We start from the raw sequence: 13463 nt of genomic DNA on the forward strand, positions 1-13463 counted from the left end.
TCCCACGAATTCGTGATAAATATTCAAGTGCCTTACTCTTCCATTTTTCCTGATAAGCCCCATTTTAACATGCCAGCCGACTCGACAATTTTCTATGAGACCGCGAAGTTCGCTTCCAAATAGCAAACGGCAGTAAAAAGATTACAGATTGGGTGACACAGATACAGATGCGCCCATTTCCAACCACAATAAGGAGCAACCTCATGGTCGTTAAAGCCTATGGTGCTTATGCCGGTGATAAGCCACTTGAACCAATCGCCATCACCCGTCGTGAACCAGCTGCAGACGATGTGCAAATCGCAATCGCTTATTGCGGCGTTTGCCATTCCGATCTGCATCAGGTGCGCTCGGAATGGGGTGGAACAGTCTATCCTTGCGTTCCTGGCCACGAAATTGTTGGTCACGTAACGGCGGTTGGCGCGAACGTTAGCAAATTTAAGGTTGGCGATACGGTCGGTGTTGGCTGCATGGTCGACAGCTGCCAGCATTGTTATGCCTGCGATGACGGGCTGGAACAATATTGCGAACACGGCTTCACGGGCACCTATAATTCGCCAACACCAGACGCACCGGGCCACACGCTCGGCGGCTATTCGCAGCAGATCGTCGTGAAGGACAAGTTTGTTCTCACGATCAACCACCCGAAGGAACAGCTTGCAGCTGTTGCCCCCCTGCTCTGCGCAGGCATCACCACATGGTCGCCACTGCGTCACTGGCGCGTTGGTCCGGGCATGAAGGTGGGTATCGTCGGTATCGGTGGCCTTGGACATATGGGCATCAAGCTTGCTCATGCCCTTGGCGCTCATACAGTCGCTTTCACCACATCCGAAAGCAAGCGTGTAGACGCAAAGGCACTTGGTGCGGATGAAGTGATCGTATCGCGCAACGAAGAAGAAATGAAGGCACATGCCAACAGCTTCGACTTTATCCTCAACACCGTTGCAGCCAGCCACAATCTCGATGCGTTCACACAGCTTCTCAAGCGTGATGGTACGTTGACACTGGTCGGTGTTCCTGAACATGCGCATCCATCACCAAGCGTTGCTACGCTGATCTTCAAGCGTCGCTCGATTGCCGGTTCGCTTATCGGTGGCATTGCTGAAACGCAGGAAATGCTCGATTTCTGCGCTGAAAAAGGTATCGTTTCTGAAATCGAAATGATTGCTATTCAGGACATCGAAAATGCATATGAACGTATGCAGAAAAGCGATGTGAAGTACCGCTTCGTGATCGACAGCGCGACGCTCGCAGCATGATGAACTGAAAGCGGCCCGGTCATTCCGGGCCGTTTTCTTAGTCTAGACAGGAATCTCCGACACCTGTTTCACAGTCTGGCTCGGAACGTCTGTCTTGAGGCTTTGTACGCCTTTGATGCGGCTTAGATGCTCGGACTGGAACCGGCGATAATCTTCAATATCAGCCGCCACAACGCGGATCATCGCATCAAAATCCCCCAGCATAAAATAGCATTCAACCACCTGTGGCAGTTTCAAAATCGCCTTGGCGAAGGTCTGAAGCGTTTCTTCGTCCTGCTGGTCGAGACGAATACGCACAAAGAAGGTTAGCCCTTTACCGATTTTGGCCGGATTAAGCACCGCAACATAGCGGTCAATCACACCCGCCTCTTCCAGAAGCCGAACGCGGCGCAAACACGGCGACGGCGACAGCCCTACCTCGCGCGCCAGATCATTGTTCGCAATTCTACCATTGCGCTGAAGCACGCGAAGAATCCGTCTATCAATGTCATCCAGCTTCATTGGCTCTCAATTCCATTTCTGCAAATATGATTGGCATTCTGTGCCAAATATTGATGCATGAGAGCGATCTTTGCAACCCGATTGCGCGGAACATTGGCTACATTGCCCATCGATCAAGCAGATCACGCAATGCATGAGGGGCAGCCTTAAGGCCCGCCAACGGACATATTATGGATATCTCGCAAGACTACGCACCGCAGAAAAGCAAAACTGCACGCAATTCGGAATTTCGCCGGGGTGCCGTTGCGGGCTTTCCAGTTCTGCTCGGCATTATCCCCTATGCGGTGGTTCTGGGTGCGCTTGCAACGCAAAAAGGGCTGAGCATTGTTGAAGTCCCATTGATGACGGGCCTCAACTTTGCGGGCGGCTCTGAATTTGCAGCCATCCAGCTCTGGACGTCTCCGCCGCATATTCTGCTAATTGCCGCGATAACATTCCTGGTTAACAGTCGCCATCTGCTGATGGGCGCAGCACTTGCTCCCTTCATCCGCCATCTGCCGAAGCGCAAGGCTTTTGCGACACTGTTTCTCATGTGTGATGAAAGCTGGGCTATCGGCATTGCGGACGCCAGACGCCGCAAAGCCAAAGGCATCAATCCTGCTCTCAGCCTGAAATTCTACGCCGGTGTCGCGATCCCGTTTTACATCGCATGGGTGTTCTTCACCACCCTTGGCGCAGCGTTTGGTCCAATGATGGGCGATTTGCGTCCCTATGGATTTGACATGGCCTTCCCGGCTGTCTTCCTCGTGCTGCTTGCAGGCATGTGGAAAGGCGTGGCCGCTGCACGCCCATGGCTCGTCAGCCTTGTTGTCGCGGCCGTGACTTACCTCACCATTCCCGGCGCGTGGTATGTCGCAGCAGGTGCGATTTCCGGCTTGGTTGCAGCTTATGTTCTTGCAGGTGACGACAATGATTGATCCATTAGCAGTTGCTGCCATCGTTCTGATGGCAGGCGTCACCTATCTCACGCGCATCGGCGGTTATATTCTTCTGCGCAATCGCACGCTCAGCAAGCGCGCAACAGCCGTTATGGAAGCAGCGCCCGGCTGTGTACTAATTTCGGTTATTGCGCCTGATTTCGTATCCGACAAACCGGCTGATCTCGCAGCGCTTGCGATCACCATTCTTGCTGCAACGCGTTTTTCGATGCTGCCAACCGTCATCATCGGCATCTGCTCGGCGGGCTTCTTCCGTTATCTCATGGGCTAATTCTTCTTCGATAATTCGCCCAAAATCCATTCGCGAAAAGCGCGGATTTTGGGCATATTCTTTCGTGCTTTTGGATAAACCAGCCAATAAGCCTGTCCATCATCGCAAAGAAGATCAAAAGGCTGGATCAATTGGCCCGATGCAAGTTCCGCTTCGTGAAAAGCAGGCGTCAGGATACCCACTCCCTGTCCTGCCGCCGCTGCACGCCCTTCAAGATGCTGCGCACCATAACGGCTAAACGCATTGCCTTGTATTTTTGGATCTTCAATTCCAGCTGCTTCATACCAGATTTTCCACCATGGGTCGGTGGGATCAACGGCGCGAAGACGCAACAAATCTGCAGGTTTTTTAATACCCCCAACCGACTCTATAAGCTTAGGACTAAGCATTGGTGAGAACTGCGCTTTGATGAGCTCATGCGCGTCGAGTTCAGGCCAGTCGCCTTTGCCACTGCGAATGGCCATGTCGATATTCGAGGTCGAAAAATCGATCATATCGTTGGACGTATCAAGCCTGACAGCCAGTGACGGATGCTGCATCTGGAATGATCCCAGCCGCTGCACCAGCCAGTTGGCTGCAAACGTCACCACAGCGCTGATCGTCAACACGCCCTGCGTATCTTCACGCGCCGATGCAAATGCCGTGCGCATTGTTTCAAACGCTTCGTTGATCGCAGGTGCCAAGCGCTTACCCAGTTCGGTCAACTCCACCTGTCGTGGTTTGCGCAGAAAAAGCGGCGCGCCAACGCGCTCTTCCAACAATTTGATCTGATAGCTGACCGCAGCTTGCGTCATTCCAAGCTCTTCCGCTGCACGCGTAAAGCTCGCATGACGGGAAGCGGATTCAAAAACGCGAATGGCTGATAGCGGCGGCAAGGTTTGCGACATGATGCATAAGTTCTCCTTATGTATCATAATCGACGTTCAATTGGAAAACAACGCGATATTCCGTCATAAGCATAGGCAGAATTTAATCGACAGCCGAACTTCCCGCTCGGCTTTAAACGTAGAAAAATCGAGACCGACCATGCGTGATGTTGAGATCAACTCATCAGCGATTGCTTCCGCTTGCCCTGAAAAAATAGCGCCTTTTAGTTTGCGTGCGTGGATTGCACGCTTGTTTCAGCGCAAGCCAAGCCCTTACATCATCAGCGAACATTCGCCGGAATATTTGCTGCGCGATGTTGGCATTAAAGAGGGACGACCATCCCGCTTTGACCGTGACAGACATAAGCTGCCTGAATGGTGAAGTTAACCACTAACTACAGCAAAGCCACGTGCTTTCAAACCCCGCCGGTCCTCGCGCAGATTATCGATCAGGCGTGACCGGCTTCCTCCCAGATGCGATGTCATCAAATCTATCGCTTTTGACGCATCGCCCTCTCTTACCGCATCAAGGATTGCGTGATGCTGTTGCCATGCACGAGCAAGCACGTCGTCGTCTCGCACTTCAAGCCAGCGCGCCCGCGAAAGCCGCTGCATAGCATCACGTACGCCACGGCTTAGAAACTCATTGCCCGAAAGTCGGGCAAGCTCGATGTGAAAATCCATCCCCACACGATGCCACTCCTCGCGTGTACTCGTCGCATCACAACTGTTGAGCATTTCAGCGATTGTTTCAACGCCACTGCGATCTTCCAGCGCGCACGTGACATTAAGAGCGGCAATCTCCAGCGCCTCGCGATAAACGCCGATCTGTTCAATCTCCGCCAAATTGATCGGTGAAACGGTCCAGCCACGCCCTTCGCGTCCGACCAACCCTTCGGCCTCAAGACGTAAAAGTGCCGCACGAATCGGCGTGCGCGACGCATTGAATTGCGCTTCAATCGCACGTTCGGTCAATCGCTCGCCCGGCCCCAACTCAAGCCCAAGGATCATATCGCGAAGCTGCTCTTCGACTTGACGCATCTGTGACATTGTACCCTCAATATTCTAGTGCTGCCAATTGACAAGCCGTCAGGACAGGCGCATCTGTGTATTCAGTTTTGGTATCCCAAAATGGAATACATTACAATCATACACGAACTATACGGAACACAGCATGAGTACCCAGCACGCCACAAGCGGCGGCAAGGCCACAGTCAATGAGGATGCGCAGAATGCGACCGCCGCAGACGAAACCCACGAACGCTACTGGAAGCAGAACCTTCTCATCTGCCTGATCGGTTCGTTCACCACGCTTGTTGCCATGTCGCTGCTTCTGCCGTTCCTCCCGCTTTATGTGGCGCAACTCGGTGTGGCCGATGAAGCCGCAATCGTTCAATGGTCAGGCATCGCCTATGGCGCGACCTTTCTCGCTGCCGCTATCGTGGCTCCGTTCTGGGGCAAGCTCGGAGATCTTTATGGCCGCAAGCTGATGCTAATCCGCGCAAGCCTTGGCATGGCTATCGCCATGTCATTGATGGGGATGGTTACGGACATCTGGCAGCTGGTCGCTCTGCGCTTGTTCGTCGGTGTTGCAGGCGGATACTCGTCCGGTTCGATGATCCTTGTTGCCACGCAAACTCCAAAGAATAAAACCGGATGGGCGCTGGGAGCACTTTCCGCGGGCATTATGGGCGGAAATCTTGCCGGTCCACTGCTGGGTGGCGCGCTTCCACCGCTGATCGGTATCCGAGCGACCTTCTGGCTCGCTGGCAGCGTAATTTTCCTCACTTTTCTTGCAACAACATTTCTGATCCGCGAAGATCGCAAGCCTCCAAAGCGAAGCAAGGAGCAAAGTAAGGAATCTATCTGGGCAGCGATCCCGGATCGGAAGCCGGTCATAGCCATGCTGGCGACCGGCATATTGCTAATGTTTGCCAATATGTCGATTGAACCGATCATTACTGTCTACGTCATGCAACTGATAGACGACCAAGCCAAAGTAACGCTCATTTCTGGCGTGGTGATGGCAGCGGCCGCTCTTGGAAGCATCCTGTCAGCATCACGACTCGGTCGACTTGCAGATCGCATCGGCCACACACGTGTTATCATCGGCGCATTGGCGATTGCAGCGCTTTTGCTGATCCCGCAAGCTTTTGTTACTCAAGCATGGCAGTTGATCGGTCTACGCTTTCTGATGGGACTGGCTCTGGGTGGCTTGTTGCCCTGTATCAGTAGCGTCATCCGGCATAATGTACCGGACCGCGTTGCGGGCAGCGTGTTAGGGCTCTCAGTTTCGGCGCAGTATGTCGGTCAGGTCGCAGGCCCCGTCACCGGCGGTTTTGTCGGCGGACATTTTGGCATGCCCGCCGTGTTCATCGGCACTTGCTTATTCATGGCCGGTGGCGCGTTTTATAACTGGATCACTCTAAAACGCGCCATCTGAAACACGTCAGATTGAGTAACCGCCATCGACATTGAGCGCCGTGCCGGTAACCATTGAAGATGCATCGGAAGCCAGAAACAGTGCGGCTTCCGCAACATCGTCCGGCTTGGAAAAACGGCCAAGTGGTATTGTGGCTTTCAGACTGTCGCGCGCCTGCGGTGTATCTTCTTCCAGAAACAGCCCCAAAGCTTCGCTGTCGCTTTCAGCCGGGCAAATGCAATTGACGCGGATATTTTTATCGGCAAGTTCCAGCGCCATGGCTTTGGTGGCGCTTACCACCCAGCCCTTGGAAGCCGTGTACCAGCTCAAGCCCTTGCGCGGGCGATTTGCAGTCGCCGAAGCGGTATTGATAATCACACCACTCCCTTGATGCTCCATTATCGGCACAACAAGCAGCGTAGAATAGTAAATCGCCTTCATGTTGACGGCATTGATGAGATCGAAATTATGCTCATCGACTTCGTTCAACGGCATGTTACGATGCGTGAAACCGGCATTATTGACCATGACGTCGATGCGGCCAAACTTGTCGAATGCTGCTCGCGCCAACCGCTCCATGTCATCCTTGCGCGAAACATCTGCCTGCACTGACAATGCATGTTCGCCAATATCGGCAAGCTCATCTTCAAGGCGCTTCACATTCACATCAGCCAGCACGACCTTTGCGCCTTCGGCTGCAAAGCGGCGCGCTATGGCAGAACCGAAGCCCGATCCCGCACCCGTGATAATCGCAACCTTATCCTGCAGCCTCTTCATGTCATTCTCCTTTTGCGGATTTGAGATAAATCCGCCATCAAATCACTTCAAACTCAACCCGACGCATATAGGTAGTATCGTGCTATTTTGAACACTTCATATATGCATATGCGGTTAATCGGGATGCAATGACAGCCGTAATTGGTAACATTCACGAGAATATACCATTGGAGAGTTGAATTTAAATCGATTAGATTATAGACAAAGGGTACACGAAAATCGCATTCTGCTATTAAGAGCGCATCCTGAAAAGTGTGAAAAGGTTTTCGGATAAGATGCGCGTAGAAACAAATAGTTAGAGCGCAGATCTGATTCTATCAGATCGAAACGCGCTCTAAGAATCTGATTTGCGTCAGAAGTGGAAGAGAACAGTATATGACCAGCCAGATAATACCGGTAGAGCCCTTCGATTGCATCGTTTTTGGTGGTTCCGGCGATCTTGCCGAACGCAAACTGATTCCTGCGCTGTACCAGCGTCAGCGTGCGGGTCAGCTCAGTGAGCCTACGCGCATCATCGGTGCCTCGCGCAGTGCCATGACCGATGAGGAATATCGCAAGTTTGCCCGCGATGCGATAAACGAACACGTAAAGCCTGCGGAAATTGACACCAACGAAGTCGAGACGTTCATTGCCCGCCTGACCTATGTCGCGGTCGATGCAAAATCAGAAGACGGCTGGGCTGCTCTGAAAGATGCCATTGGCAAAAAGCCTGAGAAGATCAGGGCTTTTTATCTCGCAGTCAGCCCAACACTGTTTGGTGACATCGCCAACCGTCTCAAGTCGCATGGCCTCATCACCCGCGACACGCGCATCATTGTTGAAAAGCCAATTGGCCGTGATCTTGAATCCGCCAATGCACTCAACGACACGATTGGCAGCGTTTTCCGCGAAGATCAGATTTTCCGTATCGACCATTATCTCGGCAAGGAAACTGTTCAGAACCTGATGGCGCTACGCTTTGCCAATGCACTTTATGAGCCACTGTGGAATTCCGCACATATCGACCATGTACAGATCACTGTTGCTGAAGAAGTCGGTCTTGAAGGCCGTGCAGGCTATTACAACACTGCTGGTGCGCTCCGCGATATGGTGCAGAACCATATTCTCCAGCTTCTCTGCCTCGTCGCCATGGAACCACCATCGTCGCTAGAAGCTGATGCCGTGCATGACGAAAAGGTTAAGGTGTTGCGTTCGTTGAAGCCAATCACCACTGCCAACGTCGAAGACGTCACAGTGCGTGGACAATATCGAGCCGGCGCATCCGCAGGCGGTCCGGTAAAGGGCTATCTTGACGATCTTGGCAGCGACACCAGCAACACTGAAACCTTCGTGGCGCTGAAAGCCGAAATTGACAATTGGCGCTGGGCTGGCGTTCCGTTCTACCTGCGCACAGGCAAGCGTCTTGCCACCCGCGTGTCGGAAATCGTCGTCACTTTCAAGCCGATACCGCATTCTATCTTCGGTGAGAATGCCGGTAAGGTCGTGGCAAACCAGCTCGTTATTCGCTTGCAGCCTGATGAAGGTGTGAAGCAGTGGCTGATGATCAAAGATCCGGGGCCGGGCGGTATGCGCCTGCGTCACGTTCCGCTGGACATGAGCTTTGCAGAATCGTTCAGTGAACGGAATCCCGATGCTTATGAGCGCCTAATCATGGACGTTGTTCGTGGCAATCAGACATTGTTCATGCGTCGTGATGAAGTGGAAGCGGCATGGCGCTGGGTTGATCCAATCCTCAATGGTTGGGAAGTGAACAACCAGCAGGTTCAGGGCTACACGTCCGGCACGTGGGGGCCATCTTCTTCCATCGCTCTGATTGAGCGTGATGGCCGGACCTGGCACGAAAGCTAAGAATACAAACACCGGAGACGTTGACAGACATTTCCGGATAAGTCTTTGTGCCAAAAAAAGAGCGAGCATTACATCTGATTTGGGGTGTTCGCTCTGGACTGTCCTGACTTGAAAGGTATGGCATGAGCATCGAACGGCACGATTTTAACAGCGGAACGGAACTGGCACAGTCGCTTTCTGAAGCGATTGCAAACAAGCTGGCTGCCGCAATCGCTGAGCGGGGGCATGCGACCATCGCTGTTTCCGGCGGCACAACGCCGCTCAAGCTGTTCGACATTCTATCTCGCAAGATGATCGACTGGACGCTCGTTACAATTACGCTCGTCGACGAACGTTTTGTGGCCCCGACCAATGAACGCTCAAATGAGAAGCTTGTTCGCGATCATCTGTTGCGCGATCATGCAGGTGTAGCAAAATTCGTCGGCCTTTATAATCCGGCTGCGACGGCAGAAACCGCAGCGCTTGCCGCCGCCAACCGCATTGATGCGCTGCATCGTCCTTTCGATGTTGTGGTGCTTGGCATGGGCAATGATGGCCATACGGCATCGTTTTTCCCCAATGCTGATAGGCTTGATCAGGCAATCGATGCCAAGACCAAGGCCGTTGTTCTGCCAATCCATGCAGAAGGTGCAGGCGAAAAGCGTCTGACGCTGACTTTGCCACTATTGGTGGAAGCCGACATGCTGGTTCTGCATATTGAAGGCGCTGCTAAGCAGGCAACTCTTGAGAAGGCACTCTCCAGCGACGACGAGAATGAAATGCCGGTTCGCGCCGTGTTCCGTCACGCGCGTAAGCCCATACAACTCTACTGGACGAGCTAACAGTCTCAATTAGGACGCAGTTTGCGTTTGGGACTGTCGGCGTTAAACTGAGCCACAGGCAAGCCTGAAATTATTTCACAGGTGATACCCATGACGACGCAAACTGCGCATACCCGCATCAAGGCCATCACGGAGCGTATCGTTGAACGCTCGAAACCCACCCGCGAAGCCTATCTCGGACGTGTGCGAGAGGCTGCTTCCCGCAAGCCTCACCGCTCAGTCCTTGGTTGCGCTAATCTCGCCCACGGGTTCGCAGCCTGTGGCTCAAATGACAAGGCGGCTCTCACCGCCGATGTCGTGCCAAATCTCGGCATTATCACCGCTTATAATGACATGCTTTCGGCACACCAGCCGTTTGAAACCTATCCCGAACTGATCCGACAAGCTGCGCGCGAAGCAGGCGGCGTAGCACAGGTTGCAGGCGGCGTGCCTGCAATGTGCGATGGGGTCACGCAAGGCTTCGCTGGCATGGAGCTCTCGTTGTTCTCACGCGAAGTCATTGCCATGGCTGCGGCTGTCGGCCTATCGCATGATATGTTTGATGCTGCCGTCTATCTTGGTGTCTGCGACAAGATCGTGCCGGGGCTTATCATCGGTGCTCTGACATTTGGCCATTTGCCAGCCGTTTTCATCCCGGCTGGCCCAATGACAAGCGGCCTGCCTAATGATCAGAAAGCCAAGACCCGTCAGCTTTATGCCGAAGGCAAAGTCGGGCGTGCAGAACTGCTTGAGTCGGAGTCAAAGTCCTATCACGGCCCCGGCACCTGCACCTTCTATGGCACGGCCAATTCCAACCAAATGCTGATGGAAATTATGGGGCTGCATCTGCCCGGCTCGTCCTTTGTCAATCCCGGCACGCCTTTGCGCGATGCCCTCACCCGTGAAGCCGCCAAGCGCGCACTGGCAATTACGGCTTGCGGCAACGAATATACGGCGGTCGGCGAAATGCTTAACGAGCGGTCTTTCGTCAATGGCATTATAGGGCTGAACGCAACCGGCGGTTCAACCAACCACACCATTCATCTGATCGCCATGGCAGCCGCCGCGGGCATAAAGCTGACATGGAAAGATATTTCTGAAATATCTGATATTGTTCCACTTTTGGCGCGAGTTTATCCAAATGGTCTGGCCGATGTGAACCATTTTCACGCAGCAGGTGGCATGGGCTTTTTGATCCGCGAATTACTCGATGGCGGCATTCTGCATGAAGATGTCCGCACCGTCTGGGGTGAAGGTCTGCGACCTTATGCGATTGAACCGAAGCTTGGGCCCAATGGCACGGTTGTTCGCGAACCCGTTCCCGAAAAGAGCGGCGACGACAAGGTGCTGGCCAAGGTCAATTCACCGTTCCAGTCGACAGGTGGCCTAAAGGTTCTCACCGGCAATATTGGCAATGCAATTATCAAAGTTTCGGCCGTAAAGTCTGAGCGCCATGTCATTGAAGCGCCGGCGAAAGTCTTCAACGACCAGGTCGAATTGCAGGCGGCATTCAAGGCTGGCGACTTGACCGGCGATTTCATTGCCGTCGTCCGCTATCAGGGTCCAAAAGCCAATGGCATGCCGGAACTCCACAAGCTGATGACCGTGCTCGGCATTTTGCAGGATCGCGGTCAGCGCGTGGCCCTTGTCACCGATGGCCGACTTTCGGGTGCGTCAGGCAAGGTACCGTCAGCCATTCACGTAACGCCGGAAGCACTGGATGGTGGTGCCATCGGAAAAATCCACAATGGCGATATTGTTCGGCTTGATGCAGTTAACGGCACGCTCGAAGTTCTGATCAATGATGCGCTTCTTGATGAGCGCATCGCACATCGTCCCGATCTTTCAGGCAATGAGCATGGAATGGGGCGCGAGCTCTTCAGCGCTTTCCGTCAGATCGCTGGTCGTGCAGATGAAGGCGCTTCAGTTTTTTAGAATCTAAAAAGTATGTCTTCCAAAACGGGGACCCGATTTTGGGAGACATGATCAAAGCAAAAGAGGCCGCATGGATCATGCGGCCTTTTCTTTATGTTTAAAATATTGGCTTTTCAAAGCCTGCACTGCGGCAGGCGGCCGTCAGCGTATTGGCCATCAGCATAGCGATGGTCATCGGACCAACACCACCCGGAACCGGAGTAATGGCACCGGCCACTTTTTCCGCATCTGAAAAGTCGACATCACCGACCAGACGCGTCTTGCCTTCGCCCTTTTCAGGTGCCGGAATGCGATTGATGCCAACATCAATTACCGTCGCACCGGGCTTCACCCAATCACTCTTGACCATCTGCGGACGTCCAACAGCAGCAACCAGAATATCGGCAGTGCGCGCAATCGCTGGCAAATCCTTGGTGCGGCTATGCGCAACGGTGACCGTCGCATTCGCTGCCAACAGCAAGTTGAACATCGGCTTACCGACGATGTTGGAACGACCAATGACGACAGCGTTCAATCCCGACAGATTTCGTCCATGAACGCGCTCGATCATGATCATCGCACCAGCAGGTGTACAAGGCACAAACGCCGTATCGACCTCACCCGTACCGAGCTTTCCAACATTGATGAAATGAAAGCCATCGACGTCCTTTTCGGGTGTGATTGTCTGGATCACACGGCCTGCATCGATATGCTTGGGCAGCGGGAGCTGCACCAGAATTCCGTGAATGGCAGGATCACTGTTGAGGCTGTCGATGAGATCAAGAAGCTCTGCTTCCGAAGCATCTTCGGGCAAATCATGCTGAACCGAAACAAAACCGCATTCCTTGGCTTTTTTGCTTTTCGAGGCCACATAGACCTGACTTGCCGGGTCTTCGCCGACGATCACCACCGCAATACCCGGAACCACGCCAGTGGCTGCCACGAGCTTTTCGGTTTCACGCTTCACCGTGGAAACCACATCCCCGGCGAGCTTCTTGCCATCGATCAATTGGGCCATATCGAATGCTCCGTTTTAAGCCAGCGATGCCTTGGGATACATCGCCTCTGTAAAGAAGATATGCCAATAAGCGTCATCAATGGATAAGACAATCTCTGAAAGATCAACTTTCAGGATAAAGTTGCAAAATGCCGGAGCGTGAAAGCTATTTCATAGATAAGCGCTATGGTTATGAAGGTCGCATGATAACGCCGATTATCGGTGAACATGGCCACAATGCTTGCAGCAATCAATGCGCCGATACGAACGGGATATTCAAAGCCATAGAGATTGAAATGGTCTATCCCCTTGAGAAGCGTATCCACAATATCAGCGACGTAAAGCAGAGCCAGAAGGCCGAAAAACCACTTTCGACGCGAAATAAAGTAATCGCGATAACCAGTATACTCCCCCATATTGTCTGGAAACAGCAATGTGCATAGCAGGAAGTAAAGCCCCGCATAAAAGATGACAAAGAAGTAAATTTCGAAAGTCCAGAGGTGGATATTTCGCAAACTGAATTCAAACCACCAGAAATGGATGACTGAGAGAAGGAGAAACGCGACCCATGCAATATGAACAGGATATATGTTCTGTTTGCCCGGATGCTGGATAAAGCGGGCAACACCTGTCAGAAGGCGCGACACACTCAAGCCCAAAATAATGCCAATAATAATGCGGACATGCACGAAAGCGTCTGCAGGTGGTACACCTGTTGTTAATGCCGGATCCATTGTTTCCCCCTCAATGGCAGAGCGGTTCCTGTTTAAGAAGAGCACATTCGCTCATAAAAATGAGTAATCAATAAATCACACCAAATTATAAAATGACGGTTCATTTCAACGATAGAGTTTTTGTGACTTAGCCTTGCGG

The 13463-nt window shown here is 52.8% G+C and carries 14 protein-coding genes; 8 read left to right on the forward strand and 6 right to left on the reverse strand.

All coding sequences use genetic code 11. The features are described from left to right. The first annotated feature begins 203 nt into the window (after window positions 1-203). A complete protein-coding gene (locus CEV31_RS15630; protein WP_094508149.1) occupies window positions 204-1256 on the forward strand; it encodes an NAD(P)-dependent alcohol dehydrogenase in 1053 nt (350 codons plus the stop codon). 42 nt (window positions 1257-1298) lie between these two features. On the opposite strand, the gene CEV31_RS15635 is transcribed toward CEV31_RS15630, so the two are convergent. After that, window positions 1299-1757, reverse strand: coding sequence for an Lrp/AsnC family transcriptional regulator (locus tag CEV31_RS15635; RefSeq protein WP_094508151.1), 459 nt, complete (start codon window positions 1755-1757; stop codon window positions 1299-1301). A gap of 170 nt (window positions 1758-1927) precedes the next feature. Here CEV31_RS15635 and CEV31_RS15640 point away from each other — a divergent pair, with 170 nt between their 5' ends. Both CEV31_RS15640 and CEV31_RS15645 read left to right on the forward strand, forming a co-directional pair. Beyond that, window positions 1928-2674: an AzlC family ABC transporter permease gene (locus CEV31_RS15640; protein ID WP_094508153.1), complete on the forward strand. Its 747-nt coding sequence runs from the start codon at window positions 1928-1930 to the stop codon at window positions 2672-2674. Further along, entirely contained in the window at window positions 2667-2966 is a 300-nt protein-coding gene (locus CEV31_RS15645; protein WP_094508155.1) for an AzlD family protein, read from the forward strand. Before CEV31_RS15640 ends, CEV31_RS15645 begins: the two co-directional genes overlap by 8 nt. On the opposite strand, the gene CEV31_RS15650 is transcribed toward CEV31_RS15645, so the two are convergent. Next, entirely contained in the window at window positions 2963-3853 is an 891-nt protein-coding gene (locus tag CEV31_RS15650) for a LysR substrate-binding domain-containing protein (RefSeq protein ID WP_094508157.1), read from the reverse strand. The two genes, CEV31_RS15645 and CEV31_RS15650, sit on opposite strands and share 4 nt — an antisense overlap. A gap of 139 nt (window positions 3854-3992) precedes the next feature. Between CEV31_RS15650 and CEV31_RS15655 the strand changes: the two genes are divergently transcribed. Beyond that, window positions 3993-4214 carry a hypothetical protein gene (locus CEV31_RS15655; protein WP_094508159.1) on the forward strand — a complete coding sequence of 74 codons (222 nt, stop codon included), beginning with the start codon at window positions 3993-3995 and terminating at the stop codon, window positions 4212-4214. A 2-nt stretch (window positions 4215-4216) separates the two neighbouring features. Here CEV31_RS15655 and CEV31_RS15660 read toward each other — a convergent pair whose 3' ends face one another. Then, a complete protein-coding gene (locus CEV31_RS15660; RefSeq protein ID WP_094508161.1) occupies window positions 4217-4882 on the reverse strand; it encodes a GntR family transcriptional regulator in 666 nt (221 codons plus the stop codon). 124 nt (window positions 4883-5006) lie between these two features. Here CEV31_RS15660 and CEV31_RS15665 point away from each other — a divergent pair, with 124 nt between their 5' ends. After that, entirely contained in the window at window positions 5007-6275 is a 1269-nt protein-coding gene (locus CEV31_RS15665; RefSeq protein WP_094508163.1) for a multidrug efflux MFS transporter, read from the forward strand. A 6-nt stretch (window positions 6276-6281) separates the two neighbouring features. On the opposite strand, the gene CEV31_RS15670 is transcribed toward CEV31_RS15665, so the two are convergent. Further along, entirely contained in the window at window positions 6282-7031 is a 750-nt protein-coding gene (locus CEV31_RS15670) for an SDR family oxidoreductase (protein WP_094508165.1), read from the reverse strand. A gap of 375 nt (window positions 7032-7406) precedes the next feature. Between CEV31_RS15670 and zwf the strand changes: the two genes are divergently transcribed. From zwf to edd, 3 genes are all read left to right on the forward strand, one after another. Continuing rightward, on the forward strand, window positions 7407-8879 hold the full coding sequence (gene zwf / locus CEV31_RS15675) for a glucose-6-phosphate dehydrogenase (RefSeq protein WP_094508167.1): 1473 nt from the start codon (window positions 7407-7409) through the stop codon (window positions 8877-8879). A 122-nt stretch (window positions 8880-9001) separates the two neighbouring features. Beyond that, a complete protein-coding gene (gene pgl / locus CEV31_RS15680; protein ID WP_094508169.1) occupies window positions 9002-9700 on the forward strand; it encodes a 6-phosphogluconolactonase in 699 nt (232 codons plus the stop codon). Between the two features lie 90 nt (window positions 9701-9790). Further along, on the forward strand, window positions 9791-11614 hold the full coding sequence (gene edd, locus CEV31_RS15685) for a phosphogluconate dehydratase (protein ID WP_094508171.1): 1824 nt from the start codon (window positions 9791-9793) through the stop codon (window positions 11612-11614). Between the two features lie 97 nt (window positions 11615-11711). Here edd and folD read toward each other — a convergent pair whose 3' ends face one another. Together folD and CEV31_RS15695 are read right to left on the reverse strand one after the other, a co-directional pair. Further along, window positions 11712-12611: a bifunctional methylenetetrahydrofolate dehydrogenase/methenyltetrahydrofolate cyclohydrolase FolD gene (folD, locus tag CEV31_RS15690; RefSeq protein WP_094508173.1), complete on the reverse strand. Its 900-nt coding sequence runs from the start codon at window positions 12609-12611 to the stop codon at window positions 11712-11714. Window positions 12612-12721: 110 nt separating this feature from the next. After that, the gene (locus tag CEV31_RS15695; RefSeq protein ID WP_094508175.1) at window positions 12722-13324 is read right to left on the reverse strand and encodes a hypothetical protein; all 603 of its coding nucleotides are present in this window, start codon (window positions 13322-13324) and stop codon (window positions 12722-12724) included. Window positions 13325-13463 lie beyond the last annotated feature (139 nt).

Source organism: Brucella thiophenivorans (genome assembly GCF_002252445.1).
In the GTDB taxonomy this organism is placed as follows: domain Bacteria; phylum Pseudomonadota; class Alphaproteobacteria; order Rhizobiales; family Rhizobiaceae; genus Brucella; species Brucella thiophenivorans.

What these genes read in the sequence shown, in the direction of transcription:
- CEV31_RS15630 (WP_094508149.1), top strand. Translation starts at nt 204, where the DNA reads ATGGTCGTTAAAGCCTATGGTGCTTATGCCGGTGATAAGCCACTTGAA.
- CEV31_RS15635 (WP_094508151.1), bottom strand. Translation starts at nt 1,757, where the DNA reads ATGAAGCTGGATGACATTGATAGACGGATTCTTCGCGTGCTTCAGCGC.
- CEV31_RS15640 (WP_094508153.1), top strand. Translation starts at nt 1,928, where the DNA reads ATGGATATCTCGCAAGACTACGCACCGCAGAAAAGCAAAACTGCACGC.
- CEV31_RS15645 (WP_094508155.1), top strand. Translation starts at nt 2,667, where the DNA reads ATGATTGATCCATTAGCAGTTGCTGCCATCGTTCTGATGGCAGGCGTC.
- CEV31_RS15650 (WP_094508157.1), bottom strand. Translation starts at nt 3,853, where the DNA reads ATGTCGCAAACCTTGCCGCCGCTATCAGCCATTCGCGTTTTTGAATCC.
- CEV31_RS15655 (WP_094508159.1), top strand. Translation starts at nt 3,993, where the DNA reads ATGCGTGATGTTGAGATCAACTCATCAGCGATTGCTTCCGCTTGCCCT.
- CEV31_RS15660 (WP_094508161.1), bottom strand. Translation starts at nt 4,882, where the DNA reads ATGTCACAGATGCGTCAAGTCGAAGAGCAGCTTCGCGATATGATCCTT.
- CEV31_RS15665 (WP_094508163.1), top strand. Translation starts at nt 5,007, where the DNA reads ATGAGTACCCAGCACGCCACAAGCGGCGGCAAGGCCACAGTCAATGAG.
- CEV31_RS15670 (WP_094508165.1), bottom strand. Translation starts at nt 7,031, where the DNA reads ATGAAGAGGCTGCAGGATAAGGTTGCGATTATCACGGGTGCGGGATCG.
- zwf (WP_094508167.1), top strand. Translation starts at nt 7,407, where the DNA reads ATGACCAGCCAGATAATACCGGTAGAGCCCTTCGATTGCATCGTTTTT.
- pgl (WP_094508169.1), top strand. Translation starts at nt 9,002, where the DNA reads ATGAGCATCGAACGGCACGATTTTAACAGCGGAACGGAACTGGCACAG.
- edd (WP_094508171.1), top strand. Translation starts at nt 9,791, where the DNA reads ATGACGACGCAAACTGCGCATACCCGCATCAAGGCCATCACGGAGCGT.
- folD (WP_094508173.1), bottom strand. Translation starts at nt 12,611, where the DNA reads ATGGCCCAATTGATCGATGGCAAGAAGCTCGCCGGGGATGTGGTTTCC.
- CEV31_RS15695 (WP_094508175.1), bottom strand. Translation starts at nt 13,324, where the DNA reads ATGGATCCGGCATTAACAACAGGTGTACCACCTGCAGACGCTTTCGTG.